Raw genomic sequence first — 20553 nt, 5'->3', positions numbered from 1 at the left:
CGGCGTTTGAAGAAGCGGCCCGGAATCGGGAGTGGATTCCGAATTCGGACGCTTCCTGGGCTCGGGTGGAGGCCAAGCTGAACCGCCGCCGCAAGCGCCGGGCGAGGCTGCAGGTGCTGCCGTATCTGGCCGCGTCCTTCGTCCTGGGCGCACTGATATTCAGCTCTCCCGCGGTATCGAATGCATTACAGCCGCTGTTCCGGACTTTTGTTACCGTACAAGAGGGTGTAACGCATGTCGTATTCGGCACCCAAGCGGAAGATCCATCATTAAAGGGTTCGGGCGCCCCGCCTCCTTCTTGGAACGGTTCGGAGCCGGCGGCAACCCTTGAGCCCGGAGCCGATCTTCCGGTCGATGAGGTGCAAACCACCTTTTCCACCTGGGAAGAGGCAGCCTCCTCTATTCCTTTTCTGCAACCGTTCGAACCAAGAATTCCACCCGGTTTTAAACTCCTCAAAGTCATGGTTGATACCGTGACCGTCACGGAGTCGGTTACGAGTGCCGTTTTGGTATATACCAACGCCGAGGGACAAGGAATCTGCGTAACCTTCCGTCAGATGCGCGAAGGCGAAATGATGTCCTCGGATTATCGAGAGAGAGACGGAAAACTGGAAATGATCCGGGTAGGAGGCTATGACGCTTATTTGTTTTCCACGAAAGATGGCTCCAGCAGCTTAGAGTGGATGATCGGGCAGATCTACATTTCCCTGATCGGACCGGTGGGCAAGGAGGTCATTCTCGGGATGCTGCCAGAGGGTCTTAAAGTCAGCGGACTGGAGTGAAGAAATTTAAAGAGCGGCGTTCCTTAGGGAGCGCCGCCTTTTCGCTAGGGGGAAGAGCTATGTAAGACCGATCAGGTGGCCATCAAGAGGTTGGTATATTCCTGAACTTGCTCCATCATTCCGGCTTGAATGACGTAATGAACGACGCTTGCCCGGTAATAGCTTCCGCTTTGAACACTTTTCACGACGCTCTTTTGAGCAAGAAAATCATTGGTTGCATAAAGGTCAGCTTGTGCATCGACATTCACCCAAGTCGATCCGTTCCACCTTTGCAGCTGGATACGTGCACCGATTTGATTGACAAGGGTCTTGGCTTGCGTCGTGAAGGCTATGCTGAAGGTTTGGTTTTTATTGTCGATCATGGACCGTGTCGCGCTCATGAGGTACGTATAACCGTTGTAGTTGGAATAAGGCTGGATGACCTGCGGCGGAGCTTTGACCAGACCGTCGGCGTGGGCGACCGGAGCATAGCTGGCGGCACCGAGGACGAGAGCGGCGGAGAGCAGCGAATAAGCAATCGGTTTGGTGGGTTTCATGTATAATTCCTCCCAGTATATAGTAGAGACACCTATAATACGAGGGAACACGGCCAAAAGTGGCAAACCTATACAATTCTCGACATGGAAGAGAATAAGCGGATGCGCCGACCTGAGAAAATTCATCCGGGAGCCATTGCATCGGGATTTGTATCATGAAGCGTCCTCCTCCGCAAAACGGAAAGCCGATTCCAACCTGGCGATGGCTCGCCAGGCGGAATCGGCTTGGACCTAACAGTGGCTTAGCATAGAGGAGAGGAGACCGTTTCAGCCCTCCAGCAGGACGGCAATCTCGGCGGCGAGCCGGTCGCCCTCCTGCTCCAGGCGGATCGCCTCCGTCAGCTCCTCCGCTTGGGCCGTCCGGAGCTCCGGGGTCCACAGCGCGTGCGGCGGAACCGAAGCGGCCTTGACGGCTGCTTCGTCGGGCTGGACGGCGAACCGGGCGGCGAGCGTCGCATGCATCCGCTCGTACAAGTCGGCCATCCGGGACAAGAGGTCGGCTGCCGGAGCCGCCTCGCTCCAGGCGGCCGCTTGGCGCAGATAAGCGGCGGCGCAGCGGCGGGCGTCCGTCAGGGCGCGCAGGAGGAAGTGGTTGACGTCGAGCCGTCGGACGAGGTCCGCATCCGCTGCTGTGCGGTACCAGCCTTCGTCGAGGAGGGCATCCCGCCAGCTTTCCAGAGCCAGGTAGCCCATCCGGTAGCCTCGGTTCTCGCTCAGGCCCATCGACTCCCGTTTGATCCGCAGGGAGCGCAGCAGGCTCTGCAGCCGGGAAGGCACCGGTTCCCGTTCATCCCAGCGCACCAAGGCAAACGGCCATTGGTCCACATAAAGGTAACCCTTGGTTAAGTCCATCTCCGCTTGGAAATCCGGATCGTCCTTATGCTCGTCGAACGTCTCCCGGTCGAAGTACGTGCGGCAGAGGAGAGCGTTGCCGCCGTCCAGGAAGCCGGTGATGACCCCCCATTCCGGGGCCACGCGCAGGTTGATGCCGACCGGAAGCTGGCCGGCTCGGAGGCTATCGACCACGAGCGCTTTATCCCGCTTGCGCTCCTCCGGTCCCGGCCGGTCCGACCAGATCGGCCGGATTCCGTAGGCGGCGAAGCCCGGCGCCGCATAATCGTAAGCGACGAGAGCGTCCGCGGCGCTGTAGTCCCAGACGGGAGTAAAGGCTACCCGCCAGCAGGCGCCGGAGACGCCCATCAGCTCCTCGTAGGTGGTCTCAATGCCGCTGTAGGTCAGAGAAGCGAGCAGAGCGCCGCCCCAGGAGCAATCCTGCCCTTGGCCGAATGCCAAGGGGGCGACGCCATGGGCGATAAAGCGATCCGCCGGCGGCTCGCTCCGAAACAGCCGCGTCCGTTCCTCGTTATAACGAATCTCCTCGCCTTCCCGGCAGCTGACGGCATGGAGGCCGTCGGCGTTGCGGTAGAGCAGCAGCAGGTAATCGTTCCCCTCGTTCTCGATGAGGCTCGGGAACAGCTCCTGATTGGCCGGATAGGCGTTCCAGCGGAAGTAAGCCAGATGGCGGAACTTGTTCATCACGTTCCGGCTCGCCCGGGCGTTGCCGTACACGGCGTCCACCAGGGTCAGCTCGGCATCCTCCGGGAGAAGAGAGGCGGCCGGTTCATCCGGACCGAGCCGAAGGGACGTTCCCGGCCAGGCGTAAGCGACCGAACAGCCTGCGGACGTCTGATATTTCACCAGCAGCACCTTGGTCCGGTCGCCCGCCAGGGCAACGGGGAGCGTCTCGTCGCTCACCGGGAAGGTAAGCCGATCTCCGACTGCAAAGGATTGGAGGAAGGCCGTCAGGTCACGGCTGTCCAGACCGTCCGTATAGACGGCCGAGAGAATGACCAGCTCCTGCGGCACGAGGATGCTGTCAATGGTGTGCCCGAGCGAGCGGGCCAAGAGGGGGAGGGTGGCGGTATCCGGCAGGGCCTTGCCGGTTTCCCACTTGGAGACCGCCTGGGCGCTGACTTGAAGCTGCTCCGCCAGTTGCTCCTGGGATAGGTTCTTTTCCTTGCGCAGCATGGCAATGCGTTTGCCGACCGAATGGGCAGCGATCATGGGTATGAACTCCTTTGACGGGAAGATGGGAACGGCGCCGTTGCATTCAGTATAGCGGGTATGCCGGGCCGCGCCCACCTATGAAAGGAGGGAGGAAGTGCACGGTTCCCTCAACCGCGGGTTGATGTTCCGGTAGAATCGGGCTTGCACGCAACGGCGCAGAGGGTGTCGGAGTTCTCGTTCAGGGCCAGCCCCGCGGTATCCCCATAAAAGCGGACATCGGAGAACCCGGAACGGACAAGTTCTGCCGTAAGCTCATCCGGCGTGAACGTCTGGTCCCAATTCAGGTAGGTGGTCAGGCCCTCCTGCTCATCCAACACCCGATAGGAGGTCACATGGGTCCGGGTCTCCGGATACCAGAACTCCGATTCCAGGCAGAGGTAGGGCCGGCTGCGCCAAAAGCCGCTGTCCGCGGCGTGCCAGCCGGAAGAGTCGGGCCGGCCTTCGTAGAATGCCGGCTGAAACACATCCAACAGGAACAGCCCCCCCGGCTTCAGCGCCGCGAACACCCGGGCGAGCAAGGTTTCCCGATTCGCGGGGGAGAGCACTCCGAAATCGCAGTAAATCAGCAGGATCACATCGTAGGGGCCGCCAATCTCGCCGGTCAAATAATCTCCTTGAAGGTAAGTGACGGGGAGGCCGGCCTTCTCCGCATGCGACCGGGCATACTCGATCGAGCGGAGCGAGAAATCGACGCCGGTCACCGGGTGGCCGAGGCGGGCGAGCGATTCGGCATACAGCCCGGGTCCGCAGCCGAGGTCGAGGATGGACCGGCTGGAATCTCCTTCACAGAGCTTGGTGTGAATCCAATCGGCGGTGCAGGCGATCGTATCGGGCCGGCGGCTCGCGGCGTCGGTCCCGGGGTCGAGGTGGGCAGCCAGCATCTGCTCGGACAGATGGGCTTCGGTCCACAAGGCGCCGGTGCCCTGTTCGAACAGAGCGGGTCTTTTGGCAGAAGCGAGCAAGCGGGCAATTAGGGAACTGGACGGCATAAGCGTCTCCTTTCGGGTTTGCATCTGCTTCTAGCTTAGGCGGAAGCGGAGGCGGGAAGAAGGGAAAAGTTGGTTATACGCAAAAAAGGCAGCCCAAAAAGCCGCTCCCGGCAGGCGGAACCTCACCTGCGGGAACGGCTTTCGCTATGGGGCGGACGGATCGAGCCGGATCAAGAAGGAAAAGGCTCCGGCAAGCGGAACGCCGCTTCGTTATTCGGCTCTCGCCGCCTTCACCCGGGAAATGCGGTTGCCGGACACGGCTTCCACGCGGAAGACGTAGCCGTGAACATCGATCACCGGCTGCTCGCCCGGATTCGGAATGCGGCCGAGCTGTCCGATCAGGAAGCCGCTCAACGTCTCGTACTCGTCGTACGGAAGCGGAACGCCGAGCACATCCTTCAACTGACGGAGACTGGCCAGTCCGCTGATGAGGTAAGTCGCCTCGTCGAGCTTCTCGATCTCCGGCTCCTCCTCGTCGTCGTGCTCGTCGAAGATGTTGCCGACGATTTCCTCCAAAAGGTCCTCCATGGTGATGATCCCGGCCGTGCCGCCGTATTCGTCGATGGCGATCGCCATGTGGTTCTTGCTTTTCGTCAGGTCGCGGTACAGGTAGTCGATCTGCCGCGAGGTCGGGACGAAATAAGGAACGCGCATGAGCGACCGGATCGAGAAGCCGCTCTCCGTCATGCCGCTCAGGTACTGGATCAGATCCTTCGTGTGCAGCACGCCGATGACTTGGTCGATCGTCCCCTCATAGACGGGAAAACGCGAATACTTTTCCGCATTGGCGAGCTCCGCCACCTCCGCGAGCGTTAGGTCGGCCGGCAGCCCGACGACGCGGCTGCGGTGCGTCATGATATCGGAGACGGTCTTGTTGTTGAACTCGAAGATGTTGTTGATCATCGTCTTCTCGCTCTCCTGGATCGCTCCGCTTTCCTTGCCGACGTCGACCATCATGCGGATTTCCTCCTCGGTCACCTGCTCCTGGTTGGCGTTCGGATCGACCCCGAAGAGCCGCACGAGCAGATTGGACGAGAGGGTGAGCAGCTTGACGACGGGAGACGCGATCTTCGACAGGAAGGACAGCGGGCCGACCGTCATCATGGCGATGGCCTCCGGCTTTTGCATGCCGAGCTGCTTGGGCACGAGTTCCCCGAACACGAGGGTGAAGTAGGACATGATCAAGGTGATGAGAATCAGCGACAGGGTCTGCAGCACGCTCTGCGAAATCGGCAGGCCAAGCTGGGACAACGCCGACGACAGTCTCGTGGAAAAGGTATCCGCCGCGAACGCGCTGGCGAGGAACCCGGCCAGGGTGATGCCGACCTGGATGGTCGCGAGAAACCGGCTGGGCACGCTGAGCAGCTTCTGCAGGGCGATGGCCTTCTTGTGGCCCCCGTCCGCCATCGCTCGGATTTTGTTGTCGTTGATCGAGATCAGGGCAATTTCCGAAGCGGCAAAATAAGCATTCAACACGAGCAATAAGATCAAAATGACAATTTCCGTAAACACGAGCGTTCATCCTCCGTCGGATTGGATTGGTTTAGCATTCCAAAAGACGGGACGCTCAATTCCGGGGGTAAAACCAAGGCTTCGGGCAAAGCTTCCGGTGCTTGCCGGTTCCATGCCAAATGAGTCGCATGGCCGCACTCTCCGGGTCGTCGTCCACCTCAGCCGCCACCTCCGTTTCTTCTCGCGGGTACCGCGGGTACTGTCTCCAGTATATACGGTTCCGGGCCTGCGGGCAAAAGCCCGGGACGGACGGGGAACCGCTGTGGCCCAATCGACTCGGCTAAACCGGCGGAAGATGTGGACGGGAGAAGGCGAATACGCAGACTGCGCTCCCGGTACAATTCCGGTCAGAGCGGCATGGACAGAGAAGCGGGCGTAAGCTCGCGCAGCCGGTGGGCCTTCTTCGCTTGATCGAGGCAGGCCGCAAGCTCCGCTTCGTTCTCGCAGACGGCGGCATGCTCCAGCCACAGGAACCAGGCGGACTTGCGAACGATCGTCAGGTGCATGGGGAAATTCGGCTGCGAGCGCAGCGCGTACCAGCCTTCGCCTAGCGTTTTCCACGGATTCCGGAAGGGCGTGCGAAGCGGAAACCGCATGCGGGTGGTCCAGTCCTGCTCCTGCTGCCGACGGCGGATGTCCCGGTAAATCTGCTCGACCGCTTGAGGGTCGGGCGAACGCCGGAACGCATGGCCGGCCTGGTTGAGCAGGGAGGCGATCCCCCGGTCGCCGAAGGCGTACCCCGAGACGATCCGTTCTCCGTCTGTTTCGTGCCAGACGGCGGCGAACCGCGTATAAGCGAGGCTGACCGGGTCCAGAGCTTCCTTCAGCTCTCCCCAATAAGCGGAAATCGCCACCCTTCGATCTGTCCCATTCTCTACGATCTCGCTTCCCCGGCTGCTCATGGCCGGCACCTCCCGCGTGCAAATTCTCCCTTCATTCTCCCACGCAGCCGATTAAGATGGTGTTAAAAGAAAGCCCTTTGCCGTTAAGATCGTCACGGTATCATCCCGCCCTATCGCGGCCTTAACGCAATCTTTATCTTCCTGCCCGATTTCTTAACACCGGCTTAATCCCGGTTGCCGCTATGATGGAGCCATCCTCTGCCCATCGAAAGAGTCCCAAAAAGACACCGGCTCCAAGGGCCGCCTAAGCGGTTTATCCGAATGGGGCAAATGGGAGTATAATGAAGACAGTCGTCCATAGACAACAAAAGGAGCGCGGGGCATGGATAGGGGAGAAGAGCAGCGGGCGAACCGCATGCCGGATCGCACTTGGGCGGAGGAGCCGCGCCGGCTCGGCCGGCTGAAGATTTTTTTCGGCTACGCGGCGGGAGTGGGCAAGACCTACGCCATGCTCGATGAAGCGCAGGAGCAGCTCCGGCGCGGCGTGGACGTCGTCGCCGGCTACATCGAGCCGCATACGCGGCCGGAGACGGCTCAGCTCCTGAGCGGCCTGCCCGCCCTTCCGCCGAAGACGGTCCGGCACAAGGGGACCGAGCTGAAGGAGTTCGACCTCGACCTGGCGCTTTCGCGCAAGCCGCAGCTGATCCTCGTCGACGAGCTGGCCCATGCCAACGCCGAGGGCGTGCGCAACCGCAAGCGATATCAAGACATCGAGGAGCTGCTGCAGGCCGGGATCGATGTCTACACGACCGTCAACGTCCAGCACCTGGAAAGCCTGAACGACGTGGTTCAGGGCATCACGCAGGTCTATGTGCGGGAGACGGTTCCCGATTACCTGTTCGACCAGGCCGATAAGGTCAAGCTGATCGACATGGAGCCGGAGGAACTGCTCAAGCGGCTGAACGAGGGCAAGGTGTACCGGCCGGACCGGGCGGCCGCGGCGATCGAGCCCTTCTTCACCGCGCAGAACCTGCGGGTCCTGCGCGAAATTGCCATGCGCAAGGCGGCGGACCGGGTCAGCCACGAGCATCAGCCGGAACGGCGCCACACCGACAAGACGGCGGGTGTGAAGCTGCTCGTCTGCATCAGCGCCTCGCCCTCCTCGGCCAAGAGCATCCGCTGGGCCGCGCGGACGGCCGATGCCTTCCGCGCTCCTTGGACGGTGCTGTACGTAGAGACGAAGGAGAGCGAGCTGGTCGACGAGGAGGCGCGCCGGCAGCTGCGGCTGCACATGGAGCTGGCCGAGCGGCTCGGCGCCGATACCGTCACCCTGAACGGGCATGAGGTTGCGCCGGTGGTCGCCGAATATGCGCTGCATGCGGGCATTACCAACATCGTCATCGGCAAGAGCCGCAACCCGAGAACCCTGCGCGGCCTGTTCGAGAGCGACTTTGCCGATCAGCTGATTGCGCTGCTCGGCAGCATCGAGCTGCATATCATCGCCGATACGGCGGCTCCGGCGGCCAAGGCCAGGCGGCTTCCGGCAGGCATCGGACGCCTGCTGGACTTGTCTTGGCGACATGCGTTCGCCCTGGCCGCCATGCTTGCGGCGGCCACGCTCGTCTCCTTCGGGCTGCGGTCGGCCCAGCTCGGCGAGCGCAACGTCATGATGATCTACATCCTCTCCGTGCTCGTCATCTCCCGCATCACGCCGGGCTACCTGTACGGCATCGCTGGGTCGGTGCTCAGCGTGCTGCTCTACAACTTTTTCTTCACCGAGCCGTACTACACGTTCAACGCGATCCAGTCCGGGTACCCGATCACCTTCATTATCATGCTGATTGTAGCGCTGATCACGAGCGCCCTGACGGTGCGGATCAAGACGCAGGCGCGGCTTGCGGCCGAACGGGAGCGGCGCACGGAGGTGCTTTACGAGATTAACAAGCGGCTGCTCGTTACCCGCGGGCTTGCGCCGATCGTCGAGCTGACCCTGGATTACCTGGTCCGGCTGTTCCGCCGGTCCGCCGTCGTCTATACCCAGGACCCGGTGGACGGCTGGGCCGGAGCTTCCTTCCGCCAGTCCGACGAAGAGCCGGACGCCTCCTACCTGATGACTTCCGAGGAGCGGGCGGTCGCCCATTGGGTGTTCGTCAACCAGAAGCGGGCCGGCGCCGGAACGGACACGCTGCACGGGGCGGGCGGCTTCTACGCTCCGATCATGGCGCAGGGCAAGGTACTCGGCGTGATCGGGCTGTCCTGCCGGGACGGCCGCCTGCTCGATCAGAACAACCGCATCTTCCTGCGGATGATCTCCTCCCAGGTGGCGATGGCGCTGGAGCGGCAAGCCCTGTCCGACGAGCAGCGGAGCATTCTGATCGAGTCGGAGAAGGAGAAGATGCGCAGCAACCTCCTGCGGGCCATCTCCCATGACCTGCGCACGCCGCTCACCGGGATTCTCGGCGCCAGCTCGGCGCTCTTGGAGAACGAGGAACGGCTGCAGGCGGAGATGAGGCGCAAGCTGGTTGCCGACATCCGGGAGGATTCCCAATGGCTCATCCGGCTCGTGGAAAACCTGCTGTCGGTGACCCGGATCGGCGAGAGCGGGGCAAGCGTGGCGAAGACGCCGGAAGCGGCGGAGGAGATCGTCGCCGAGGCGATCAGCCGCATCCGCAAGCGGTTCCCCGAGCGGAAGATCCAGGTCGTCGTTCCCGACGAGCTGCTGCTCGTCCCGATGGACGGCACGCTGATCGAGCAGGTATTGATCAACCTGGTGGAAAATGCCGTCAAGCATTCCGGCACCGATTCGCTGATTCAGGTGACGGTCGGCCGGCAGGACGACACGGCGGTGTTCGAGGTCTGCGACAACGGGGAGGGCATCCCGGCCGACGAGCTGCCGCATCTGTTCGAAAGCTACGTCTCCGCGGCCCGGAAGAGCGCCGATTCTTCCCGGGGAATGGGCATCGGGCTGTCGATCTGCATGTCGATAATCAAAGCGCACGGCGGCCGGATGGAAGCGGCCAACAGACCGGAGGGGGGAGCGGCGCTCCGCTTCACCCTTCCGCTGAAGGAGGAGGAAGCCCTATGAACAACCGGCGTTTGATCCTCATTGTCGAGGACGAGGACGGCATCAGCAATTTCATCTCGGCCATCCTCGGCTCGAACGATTATCAGACCGTTCGGGCCCGGACGGGAAAGGAGGCGATCTCGCTGACCGCTTCCCGCAGCCCCGACCTGGTGCTGCTCGATTTGGGGCTGCCGGACATGGACGGCATCGCCGTGCTGCAGGCGCTCCGGGCCTGGAGCCGGGTGCCGGTGATCGTAGTGTCGGCGCGCGGCCACGAGCGCGAGAAGGTGGAGGCGCTCGATCTCGGCGCGGACGATTATATCACCAAGCCGTTCGGCACCTCCGAGCTGCTCGCCCGCATCCGCACGGCGCTCCGGCACAACCAGCCGGTCGGACCGGAAGAGTCGGGCAAGGCCGGCGGGGTGTTCACCATCGGCGACCTGATCATCGACGATGAACGGCGGCGGGTGAGCCGGGCCGGGGCCGAGGTGCACCTGACGCCGATCGAATACCGCATCGTCCTGCTGCTGGCCCGCCATGCGGGCAAGGTGCTGACGCACGCCTTCATCTGCAAGGAAATCTGGGGCCCTTACACCAACGAGAATCAGGCCCTGCGGGTCAACATGGCCAACATCCGCCGCAAGCTGGAAGAGAACCCGGCGGAGCCGCGCTATATCGTCACGGAGGTCGGCGTCGGCTACCGGATGGTGGACGCGCCGGGTCCCGCCTGAAGCCACCGCTTTCATTGACAGAAGCGGACATCGGTGGTATTCTCGAGCAGACAGCGACCCGGCTTGTCCGGCCTCCGGCCGGCCGTGCGAATCGGCTCCGGCCGCGGTTCGCGCCTGTCCCATACCGAACATTTCAAAGGAAAGCTCTTCGGTAGAAGGGCCTTTTTTTATTTAACGGGTTCGGGGGCTACCGCTTAGGTTTGGCGGGGACAAGGCAGGGGGACGAGCTGTCAGAACTCATAAGAAAAGAATGTGATGACTTGGGACAGCTTCCGTTAAAACTTCGGCAGAAGGGCTGGCTGGAGAAGCTCGCGGGGTATTTTACCGGGGAATCGATGGATTACCGGCAGATGATCGCCCTGTTCCTGCCGATCCTGATCGACCAGGCGTTCATCGTCGGGCTCAATCTGGTCAATACCGCCATGATCAGCTCGTCCGGGATGGCGGCGGTCAGCGCGGTCAATATGGTGGATTCGCTGAATATTTTTCTTATCAACGTATTCGTGGCGGTAGCGACCGGCGGAACGGTCGTCGTCGCCCAGTACAAGGGCAGCGGCAACAATGAGATGGTCGGCAAGGCGGCGGCGGGCTCGGTGACCTCGGTCGCGCTGCTGTCGCTTGCGATCGGCCTGCTGTTCGCCGGCTTCCACAACCCGATCCTGAACGTGCTGTTCGGCTCGGCCGATCCGGAGGTGCTGGGGCATGCCCGGACGTACCTGATCGGCAGCTGCGTTTCCTATGCGGGAATCGGAATCGTGCAGGCGGTGTGCGGAGCGCTGCGCGGCATCGGCAAGACGCGGGCGTCGCTCATGCTGTCGCTGATCACCAACGTGACGTATGTGCTGCTCAACGTGGTCTTCATCACCATGCTGCATAAGGGCGTATACGGCATGACGCTGGCCGTCAACATCGCCCGCTACGCGGGGGCCGTCTGCTCGCTTATTTATCTGTTCAAGTTCGAAACAACGCTGCGGCTGAAGCTGGGGAACCTGCTGCATTTTCCGATCTCGATGCTCAAAAAGATCATGTTCATCGGTCTGCCGTTCGCGGCGGAGCAGATGTTCTTCAACGGCGGCAAGATTCTGACCCAGACCTTCATCGTCAGCCTGGGAACGAACGCCATCGCCGTCAATGCGATCAGCTCGTCGCTCGCGGGGTTCTTCCAGATTCCGGCGAGCGCGCTGTCGCTGACCATTGTCACGATCGTCGGCCAGTGCATCGGCAGCGGCAACGTCGGCGACGCGCGCAAGTTCATCAAGTCGATCCTGTGGCTGGGCTCGTCGCTCTTGCTCGTCACGGCGGTGATCCTGATGCCGTTCTTCCACCCGCTGGTCGGCCTGTTCTCGCCTCCGCAGGAGATTGTCGGCGAAATCTTCAAGATTGTCCTGATCTGCAACCTCTTCTCCATCGTGCTGTGGCCGGTGAGCTTCATCACCCCTTCGGCGCTCCGGGCGGCGGGCGATTCCAAGTTCACCTCGATCACCTCCATGCTCAGCATGTGGCTGTTCCGGGTGGTGCTCGGTTACCTGCTCGGCATCGAGCTCGGCTACGGCATCCTCGGCGTGTGGCTGGCGATGAACTGCGAGTGGGGCGTACGCGGCTTGATCTTCCTGTGGCGCTACCGGGGAACGAAGTGGTATGCGCATAAGCTGATCTGATCGTCGATTTGCTTTAGAAAAAAGGAGGAGCATTCCCATGAATCTATCTCGGGAAGGCGCCGCAGCGGAAAGCGGCCGGCATCCCTACCGCTCCGATTGCGAAGCTTGCTTCGGTTTATGCTGTACGGCGCTCGCGTTCGCCCGGTCGGCGGACTTCGCCTTTGACAAGGAGGCCGGAGCGCCCTGCCGCAACCTGCGCCGGGATTACCGCTGCTCGATTCATGCGGAGCTGCGGGCATCGGGCTGCCCCGGCTGCGTCAGCTACGAATGCTTCGGCGCCGGGCAGAAGGTCTCGCAGCTTGTCTTCGGCGGCCGGGACTGGCGGGAGCATCCCGAGCTGGCTGCCGGGATGTTCGCCGTCTACCCGGTTATGCAGCAGCTGCACGAGATGCTGGCTTACCTCTGGGAAGCCGGGCAGCGGGTCGAAGCGGCTCCGCTGCACGGAAAGCTCGGCGAGCTGCGGCAAGAGACGGAAGCGCTCACCCGGCTTGCGCCGGAGCGGATTGCTGTGCTCGACGTGGCCGCTCACCGGGCCCGGGTGCGCGAGCCGCTGCTGGAGGCCGGCGCCCTGGTGCGGGCAGCGGTTCAGCGGCAGCGGGCGGCCGAAGCGGCAGCCGGCCCGCGAGCCGCTGCGCATCTAGCGGCCCGACCGGGGCTTCGCGGGCCTCGCGCAGCCGCCCAGCCGCCGAAGGCCCATCCCGGCGTCGACTGGGCGGGCGCGAAGCTTCGCGGCGCGGATCTGCGGGGCGCGGAGCTCAGGGGCGCGCTCCTGCTGGCGGCCGACCTGCGGGGAGCCGACCTCGCGGGCGCGGAGCTGCTCGGCGCCGACCTTCGCGCCGCCGAGCTCGGCGGAGCCAACCTGCTCGGCAGCCTCTACCTGACGCAGGCTCAGGTCAATTCGGCCTCAGGCGACGAGACGACCCGGCTCCCGGTCTGGCTGGACCGGCCGGAGCATTGGCGGCGGGGTAGCGGCAAAGGCTAAGGCTAAGACTAAGGCTTAACGTTGGCAATCCGCGTCGGATGCGAAAGACGTATCCGGTACCCGGGATGCGGGGCCAATCCGCGAGAAGGAAGGGATGACGGTGATCGAGGTGGCGGCGGCCATTATCGCGAATGACCGCGGGCAGATTCTGATCGCCCGGCGCAAGGCCGGCAAGGCCCAGGGCGGCCTGTGGGAGTTCCCCGGCGGCAAGCTGGAGCCGGGCGAGTCGGCGGCGGAATGCCTCAAGCGGGAGCTGATGGAGGAGATGGGCATCGGGATTCGGCCGACGGCCCTTTTTGGCGTGAACGAGCACGACTACGGCAGCCACCGCATCCGCTTGACGGCCTACGAGGCCGAGTACGAGGGGGGGCCCATCGTGCTCGTCGACCATGACGAGTATCGCTGGGCTGATCTGGCGGAGCTGGGGCAGTTTGCGTTTGCCCCGGCGGATGTGCCTTTTATCGAGCGGCTGAGGAGATTTGCGAAGTGAGTTGCGGGCGGCGGGATCGACTCGGACGGACACCGGAGCATTCGTCTCGCCGTGCTGCCGATTGCGGGCCTGTTGCTCATGCGGACGATCGGGCTTTTCGCTTGTTGCTCGAGCGAGTCGATGACCGGGCCGGAATTGTCGTCCGGTCGGTTTGCGTATCCGGAACGCCGGGAGCCTGTTTGCAGACTGACTTTGCCGGAAGCGTATCGTTTGTTCATTTTCTGGAAGACTGGTTAAAAGAGGGTAGCGGAAGCACTCCCCATAACGGTCAGGAGGATGAACATGAGCTTGTCGCCATTTCCCGAATCGTACTGGCTTTCGTCCGTGGATATTCCGGAGTTTCCGGCCTTGGAAAACACGATCGAGACGGATATCGCCGTCATCGGCGGCGGGATAACCGGCATCACCACCGCGTATTTGCTGGCCAAGGAAGGCCGCAAGGTCACGCTGGCTACCGCCGGACGGTTGATCGGCGGGACCACGGGCTACACCACCGCCAAGGTGACGGCCCAGCATGACCTGATTTACGACGAATATCTAGCGCATTTTGGCGAAGAGAAGGCCCGGCTGTATTACCGCGCCAATCAAGAAGCGGTCGAATTTATCGCCCGCCTCGTGGAGCGGGAAGGCATCGACTGCGATTTTGTGCGCGAGGACGCCTACGTCTATGGAACCTCCGACTCGTCGGTGGACAAGATCCGCAAGGAATACGAGGCATACGAGCGTCTGGGCATTCCCGGAGCGGTCGTCACGGAGCTGCCGATTCCGGTTCCCGTCCGGGCGGCCATCGGTATGCGCAATCAGGCGCGGTTTCACCCGGTTCCCTACCTCGTTCACCTGATTAAGGAATTTGTCCGGATGGGCGGCGTGGTTTACGAGCACACGACCGTGAAAACGGTGGAGGAAAGTGAACCGATTCGCGCGAATGTGCGCGACGGCGTAAGCATCCTCTGCCGCGATTTGGTGTCGGCGGCGCATTTCCCCGTGTTCGAGAGCGGGCTGTTCTTTGCCCGGCTGCATGCGGGCAGCTCCTATGTGCTCGCTGCGCGGGTACCGGGCGAGCTGCCCGCCGGCATGTACATCAGTGCGGACAGCCCCACGCGGTCGGTGCGTACGGTCGAATACGGCGGCGAGCGCCTGCTGCTCGTCGGCGGCGAATCGCACAAGACGGGCGAGAGCGCCTGCACGATCCGCCATTACGAGGCGCTGGAGCAGTGGGCGCGCGAGGTGTTCGGAGCGGTGGAATTTCCGTACCGCTGGTCGAGCAACGATTTTATCACCACGGACAACCTGCCCTACATCGGCCGGATCAACGAGAAGAAGCCGCACAGCTATGTCGCCACCGGTTACCGCAAGTGGGGCATGACCACCGGGACGGTCGCAGCGCTGCTGTTGACCGACCTCTTGATGGGCCGCGCCAATCCCTATGAGGAGCTCTACAGCCCGAGCCGACTCAAGCTGGACCCCGACGTGAAGACTCTGGTAAAGCAGAACGCCGATGTGGCCGGCCATTTCATCGGCGGCAAGCTGGAATGGCTGAGCCGGAAGACGGAGGAGTTGAAGCCGGACGAGGGGGCGCTCGTACGCATCGACGGCAAAAAAACCGGAGCCTACCGCGATCCGGAGGGCGAGCTGCATCTGGTCGATGCGACCTGCACCCACATGGGCTGCGAGGTGAAGTGGAACAACGCCGACCGCACTTGGGATTGCCCCTGCCACGGCTCCCGGTTCGATTACCGCGGAGAGGTCATAGAGGGCCCGGCCGCAAAGCCGCTGGCCAAGGTGAAAGAGTAACCGCCGTACGGATGTCAAAAGGACGCTTTTCCCGTGTTCGATACGGGGAAAGCGTCCTTTTTAAGGATAGCGGCGCTGGTGCAAACCGGTCAGATGGTGTAGGGAGTGGCTTCCATCCCGGCGGCGGCTTCGACGGCTTCCTCCAGGGTCATGCCGGTAAAGCTCTGGGCGCCCAGGAATCGGCCGCTCTTGCCGTCGTCGACGAACGCGCCGACCGCGATGCCGGGGATCACGCTGTCCACGTCGTTCGGGGCGTGCGGGCCGCCGAGGTCGGTGCGGCACCAGCCCGGGTCGGTCAGGTTGATCAGCACGCCGGTGCCGTCGAGCCGCGAGGCCAGGTCCTTGGTGAACTTGTCCAGCGCGGCCTTGCTTGCCGCATAACCGGCCTGCTCCGGCTCGTTCTTGATGCCGCTCGTCGTGTTGATGACCCGGCCGAAGCCGCGCTCCAGCATCTTCGGAATCAGCCGGTTGCAGATGGTCACGGCGGAGATGAAATTGATGCGGAAGCTCAGGTCGAAGTCCTCGACCGGCGTCTGCCAGTAATCCGTGCGGTAGGCGATCTGCACCGCTGCGTTGTTGAAGACGATGTCGACGGCGGTGCCCCGCGCTTCGATCTCATCCAGCATGGCCGCCACTTCGTCATGGTTGGCCAGCTCGGCTTGAACGCTGTAGGCCTCTACGCCCAGCGCCTTCACTTCCTCCTCCAGTGCGCGGGTATGCTCCAGGCTGCGGCTGTGCAGGATCAGATTGGCGCCCTGCTCGGCCATGAAGCGGGCCGTTTTGAGCCCGACTCCCCGGCTCGCTCCCGTGATCAGCGTCCACTTGCCTCTAACCTCGATCATGTCGTGGAGTTCCTCCTTGATAGCGAACGGCGAAGCATCGCCGTTTTCGCTGCTTTCCTCATCCTTCGAAGATTATACTCGTCCCACCCCTCGAAGGTTTCTCCGAAACGGGCCGCTTGCAGGAAGTTTTCTCCGGCAGAATCGCACGTAACCGAAAATTCCGCGGGGCTGTGGGTACGGACGGCTGCAGAACAACCCGCCGGGTCAGCTCGCCCAGGAAATCAACACGGGCAGCCATACGAACGAGGCCAGCGTCGTCCAGACGATGCACTTGGAGACAAAGTCCGGGCTGGCGCCGAAGCGGTCGGCCAGCACGACGGCGTTGACGGCGACGGGCATGGAGGCGAGGATGAACAGCACCGCGAACAGGGTGCCGTGTATGCCGAGCAAGGCGAGGACGAGCAGGGCGGTGAGCGGAGCGAGCAAGAGCCGTATACCGAGGCCGGTCCAGAACAGGCGCGGAGGAACGCTCCGCGATTCCGGCGAGCCGATGCGGACGATCTGCGCGCCGAGAATAGTCAGCACGACAGGCGAATAAGCGTCGGCTACCATGGCGATGCCGCGGGTCATGTCGGCCGGCAGCGACAGGTCCGTTCCGCGCAGCAGCAGGGCGAAGAGGGAGGCGTAGACCGCCGGCAGCGAGAAGACCGACCGAAGCCCACCGCGTACGGTGAACTGGGAGCGGGCCGCGAAGTAGATGCCGACCGTGTTGACGATGACCATCTGCGAGACGACATAGACGGAGGCCTTGTCGAGCCCCGCCTGGCCGAAGGCGAGCAGGACAAGCGGCAGCCCGTAATTGACGCTGTTGGTAAACGTGCTGACGAGCGTGAGCCCCGCCGTCTCGTCCCTCCCCGCGCGCAGCAGCCGGGCAAGGCCAACGGCCAGAAGCCGCAGAAGGGCCAGATTGGCCAGCGCGAAGCCGATCGAGCGGGCGACATCGGCGGCGGAAATCTCGGCCTCCCGCAACGTGGTAAAGAGGATGGCCGGGCTCAGCACGTAGAGGTAGAGCGTGAGCAGCGGCTTGGTGTCGAGTCCCCGGAAGCGGGCGACCAGCGCTCCGGCGGCGACGGGAATCATCAGCGGCACAATCACGTGCAGCAGGGTGGACAGAACGGTGGGCAGCACGGCGGAAGCTCCTTTCGGCGGCGGTTGCCGGATTCCGCTTTCACTATACCGTCCGGACCGCTGGAGCGTCCAAGACCGGTTAACTATGCGAATGATAGGCAAAGACTATCAAGTTTCGGAGAATGCTTCTCCAGGTCGCTTGAAGGCTGCGGAAACAGTCATCGCTGCGCATACGGATCATCCTACCAATGGCTGTTGCCCCCGGATTTCCTCGATTAGAATCGCCTTCAACGGTCGAAATCCGTGGGCAAAGGCTTGCAGTCCTTCCCTGGTAGGGTAGAATGGAAGATGAACCTTTAAGACAGGAAGCAGGAGACCGCCATGGCCAAACTCATTCCCATTTACTCGGAAAACAACGATTTTCAGAAGTTCGAGGTGCTGAAGCGCAACCGCAACAAGCGGCACAAATACCAGGAGTTCTTTGTCGAGGGCGTCCGCAACATCAACGGCGCGATCCGGCAGCGCTGGACGATCCAGGCGTTCCTGTACGCCAAGGACAAGAAGCTCTCCCAATGGGGAACGGATATCCTCGCTTCTTCGACGGCCAAGTTCCATTACGAGCTGCACGGAGACCTGATGGACAAGCTGAGCGACAAGGAGGAGACCTCCGAACTGATCGCCGTCGTCTCGATGCCCCCCGACGATCCGTCGCGGATTCAGGCGAACGGGCCGTTGCTGGCCGTGGTCTTCGACCGCCCCTCGAACCGGGGCAACCTCGGCACCATCCTCCGGTCCTGCGACGCTTTGGGCGCCCACGGGCTCATCCTGACCGGACATGCGGTCGATCTGTACGATCCGGAGACGATCCGGGCGACGATGGGGTCGTTTTTCCATGTGCCCTCGATCCGCATGGATTCGCCGCAGCAGGTGGAAGCGTGGGTCAACCGAATGCGGGAGGAGCATCCCCGCTTGCAGGTGGTCGGCACCAGCGCGCACGGCAGCGTCAACGTGCAGGAGGCCGATTTGACGCGGCCGACGGTGCTGCTGATCGGCAACGAGACGGAGGGCCTCAGCTTCAAGTACAAGGAGATGTGCGATGTGCTGGTGCAGATCCCCATGACCGGCTCGGCGTCTTCCTTGAATGTCGCGAGCGCGGCGTCGATTTTGCTCTATGAGGTCAGCCGGCAGCGAAGCTAGCTATTGATCTGCGGTTAGCTTGGCATAAAGCTTCGACGCATGGGCGCAAGCGCGAGAACGACTTCCAAAAAAGAGACGGCTCCCCTCACCGGGGAGCCGTTTTTTTGCGTTTTTTACCGGGTGAATCCGACACCTCGGCCGCCGACCGGCACCGGATCGCGGTCGACCTCGGCGCAGGAAGCCATTAATCGGAGTAAGCCGTAACGTTAAAGCTCTCCGGTCCGACCCGTACCGGACCGAGGACCGTGGTGCTGACAAATGCGGAATAAATCAATTCATCACCCGCAGGAGCCGGAACATTGAAGTCAGAGCCTACAATCGTGATGGGGGTAACTTGTTCATCCGTCTCAGAGGGAGTAAGCGTGTTGAGTGCGGAATAAACGATGGGGTCGTTTGTCGTGGTTCCCCGTACGATGATCACGAAGATTCCGGCAAACGGGCTCTCGATAGGCTGGAAGATGGATACGGTAGCAAAAAATTCCACCCGGATCACCCCGCTTGGATTATCCACGTTTAATCCGACCTGGCCGAACAATTGGGGGGTTAAGATCGCGGGGAAAGGGTCGCCAATGGAAAAGGCAAAGCTTGCATTTTGCGATGTGCGCGAGTCCAGCAGTTGAGTCATAAATCTCCTCCACTCCATAAGTTCCTATAGCATATGCCGGACCCGCGCGAATTTTCCACAGTCTTCAAAAGGTCGCTTTCCCGGAACGACAGCATACGGAGATTTAGGAGAGTCAAGCCGGCCGCTCCCGCTCAGCGTCCGGACGGGGCAGGCTTGCCCAGCCGGGCGTTCAGCCGTTCCGCGCAGACGAGCATGGCCGCCGCAGACAGGAGAACGTAGGGCGGGAAGACGGCGATGCCGAACCGCGAGGCGAGCAGGCCCAGGAGCGGCGGCATGAACGTACTGCCGGTGTAGGCGACGGCCATCTGAAAGCCCATGATGGTCTGGGCGTTGCGTTTGCCGAAGCGGACCGGGGTTTCATGCAGCATGCAGGGATAGATCGGCGCAAGCCCCAGGCCGATGGCGAGCAAGCCAACAAGCGAGCAGACCGAGGGCAGCGGCAGGGCGAGCAGGGCCGTTCCGGCCAACGCCAACAACTGGCCGGTGCGAATCAGCGCGCGGTTCGACACCTTGAAGGTGACGAAGCCGGTGATCAATCGGCCGACGGTGATGCCTCCGTAGTAGAGCGATATCCAAGTGGCGGCGTCCGCTGCGCTTAAGCCCCGGACCTGGACCAGGAAGCTGCTGCCCCACAGCCCGACGGTGGACTCGACCCCGCAATAAAATAGAAACGCGGCGAGCGCCGGTTTGACCCCGGGCATCCTGAGCGGCGAGACGGAGGCGCTTGCCCCCTTCTCCGACGGAATGTCTTCTTCCTCGGCGGCCAGGGTCTCCCCGCCGCCCGTGCGGCTGGCGGCTACCTTCTCCCAGAGGGGCAGGCTGAATAACAGGATCACCACCAGAACGAACTGGATGGCGGAAACGGCCAAATAGCCGTGCCGCCAAGAGCCGTCCGCCGCGATGAACCGGGACATGATGACCGGGCCGAGCGTGGCCCCTACGCCCCAGAAGCAGTGCAGCCAGCTCATGTGGCGGGCCTTGTAGTGGGCGGCGACGTAATGGTTCAGCCCGGCGTCGACCGAGCCGGCCCCGAGGCCGAGCGGGATGGCGCAGAGGATCAGCCACAGCAGCGAGGGCGAAGCCGAGAAGCCGAGCAAAGCGGCTGCGGTCATCAGGCAGCTAATGAGTGTCGTCTTGCCGGTGCCGAACCGCTTCAGGACGGTTCCGCTGGCGAGACTCGAGACGATGGTGCCGGCGGCAACCACCATGAACAGCATCCCGGCGGCTCCGAGCGGGGCATGCAGATCGGGCTGCATCACCGGCCAGGCCGAGCCGAGCAGCGAATCGGGCAGGCCCAGGCTGATGAAGGCCAGATAGATGATAACGAGAAAGAATGTAGCCATGAGGGAATCTCCTGTCTCTCGTCCGTTAGGA

17 protein-coding genes are annotated in these 20553 nt (G+C 62.5%); 8 read left to right on the top strand and 9 right to left on the bottom strand.

What is annotated here, in order from left to right; all coding sequences use genetic code 11:
* Positions 1-65 precede the first annotated feature (65 nt).
* Entirely contained in the window at positions 66-782 is a 717-nt protein-coding gene (locus ACSEXS_RS19495; RefSeq protein ID WP_438434920.1) for a DUF4367 domain-containing protein, read from the top strand.
* Between the two features lie 71 nt (positions 783-853).
* Here ACSEXS_RS19495 and ACSEXS_RS19490 read toward each other — a convergent pair whose 3' ends face one another.
* From ACSEXS_RS19490 to ACSEXS_RS19470, 5 genes are all read right to left on the bottom strand, one after another.
* Positions 854-1318 carry an early set domain-containing protein gene (locus ACSEXS_RS19490; protein WP_438434919.1) on the bottom strand — a complete coding sequence of 155 codons (465 nt, stop codon included), beginning with the start codon at positions 1316-1318 and terminating at the stop codon, positions 854-856.
* Between the two features lie 267 nt (positions 1319-1585).
* Positions 1586-3382: a helix-turn-helix transcriptional regulator gene (locus tag ACSEXS_RS19485; RefSeq protein WP_438434918.1), complete on the bottom strand. Its 1797-nt coding sequence runs from the start codon at positions 3380-3382 to the stop codon at positions 1586-1588.
* A gap of 110 nt (positions 3383-3492) precedes the next feature.
* Complete coding sequence (locus ACSEXS_RS19480) at positions 3493-4374, bottom strand: class I SAM-dependent methyltransferase (protein ID WP_438434917.1); 882 nt, start codon at positions 4372-4374, stop codon at positions 3493-3495.
* Between the two features lie 210 nt (positions 4375-4584).
* Positions 4585-5886: a hemolysin family protein gene (locus ACSEXS_RS19475; RefSeq protein WP_438434916.1), complete on the bottom strand. Its 1302-nt coding sequence runs from the start codon at positions 5884-5886 to the stop codon at positions 4585-4587.
* A gap of 347 nt (positions 5887-6233) precedes the next feature.
* A complete protein-coding gene (locus tag ACSEXS_RS19470; protein ID WP_438434915.1) occupies positions 6234-6788 on the bottom strand; it encodes a hypothetical protein in 555 nt (184 codons plus the stop codon).
* Between the two features lie 322 nt (positions 6789-7110).
* Between ACSEXS_RS19470 and ACSEXS_RS19465 the strand changes: the two genes are divergently transcribed.
* The 6 genes from ACSEXS_RS19465 to ACSEXS_RS19440 all read left to right on the top strand — a co-directional run bounded on the left by ACSEXS_RS19465 (position 7111) and on the right by ACSEXS_RS19440 (position 15447).
* The gene (locus ACSEXS_RS19465) at positions 7111-9813 is read left to right on the top strand and encodes a DUF4118 domain-containing protein (RefSeq protein ID WP_438434914.1); all 2703 of its coding nucleotides are present in this window, start codon (positions 7111-7113) and stop codon (positions 9811-9813) included.
* On the top strand, positions 9810-10523 hold the full coding sequence (locus tag ACSEXS_RS19460; protein ID WP_438434913.1) for a response regulator: 714 nt from the start codon (positions 9810-9812) through the stop codon (positions 10521-10523). The genes ACSEXS_RS19465 and ACSEXS_RS19460 overlap by 4 nt, the downstream gene beginning before the upstream one ends.
* A gap of 260 nt (positions 10524-10783) precedes the next feature.
* Positions 10784-12181 carry an MATE family efflux transporter gene (locus ACSEXS_RS19455; RefSeq protein WP_438434912.1) on the top strand — a complete coding sequence of 466 codons (1398 nt, stop codon included), beginning with the start codon at positions 10784-10786 and terminating at the stop codon, positions 12179-12181.
* 37 nt (positions 12182-12218) lie between these two features.
* Entirely contained in the window at positions 12219-13163 is a 945-nt protein-coding gene (locus ACSEXS_RS19450; protein WP_438434911.1) for a pentapeptide repeat-containing protein, read from the top strand.
* Positions 13164-13257: 94 nt separating this feature from the next.
* Positions 13258-13653: an 8-oxo-dGTP diphosphatase MutT gene (gene mutT, locus ACSEXS_RS19445; RefSeq protein ID WP_438434910.1), complete on the top strand. Its 396-nt coding sequence runs from the start codon at positions 13258-13260 to the stop codon at positions 13651-13653.
* Between the two features lie 282 nt (positions 13654-13935).
* Entirely contained in the window at positions 13936-15447 is a 1512-nt protein-coding gene (locus tag ACSEXS_RS19440) for an FAD-dependent oxidoreductase (RefSeq protein ID WP_438434909.1), read from the top strand.
* 89 nt (positions 15448-15536) lie between these two features.
* On the opposite strand, the gene ACSEXS_RS19435 is transcribed toward ACSEXS_RS19440, so the two are convergent.
* Both ACSEXS_RS19435 and ACSEXS_RS19430 read right to left on the bottom strand, forming a co-directional pair.
* On the bottom strand, positions 15537-16289 hold the full coding sequence (locus tag ACSEXS_RS19435) for an SDR family NAD(P)-dependent oxidoreductase (RefSeq protein WP_438434908.1): 753 nt from the start codon (positions 16287-16289) through the stop codon (positions 15537-15539).
* 204 nt (positions 16290-16493) lie between these two features.
* Entirely contained in the window at positions 16494-17417 is a 924-nt protein-coding gene (locus tag ACSEXS_RS19430; protein ID WP_438434907.1) for an AEC family transporter, read from the bottom strand.
* 321 nt (positions 17418-17738) lie between these two features.
* Between ACSEXS_RS19430 and ACSEXS_RS19425 the strand changes: the two genes are divergently transcribed.
* A complete protein-coding gene (locus ACSEXS_RS19425) occupies positions 17739-18554 on the top strand; it encodes an RNA methyltransferase (RefSeq protein ID WP_438434906.1) in 816 nt (271 codons plus the stop codon).
* A gap of 184 nt (positions 18555-18738) precedes the next feature.
* Here the strand turns inward: ACSEXS_RS19425 and ACSEXS_RS19420 are convergent, their stop codons facing one another.
* Positions 18739-19179: a hypothetical protein gene (locus ACSEXS_RS19420; RefSeq protein WP_438434905.1), complete on the bottom strand. Its 441-nt coding sequence runs from the start codon at positions 19177-19179 to the stop codon at positions 18739-18741.
* Positions 19180-19310: 131 nt separating this feature from the next.
* The gene (locus ACSEXS_RS19415; RefSeq protein ID WP_438434904.1) at positions 19311-20522 is read right to left on the bottom strand and encodes an MFS transporter; all 1212 of its coding nucleotides are present in this window, start codon (positions 20520-20522) and stop codon (positions 19311-19313) included.
* Between the last annotated feature and the right edge of the window lie 31 nt (positions 20523-20553).

The organism is Gorillibacterium terrae (assembly GCF_051594785.1).
GTDB lineage: Bacteria > Bacillota > Bacilli > Paenibacillales > NBRC-103111 > Gorillibacterium.
The sequence above is the reverse complement of the archived record's forward strand: the minus strand, read 5'-3'. Positions and strand labels throughout refer to the sequence as shown.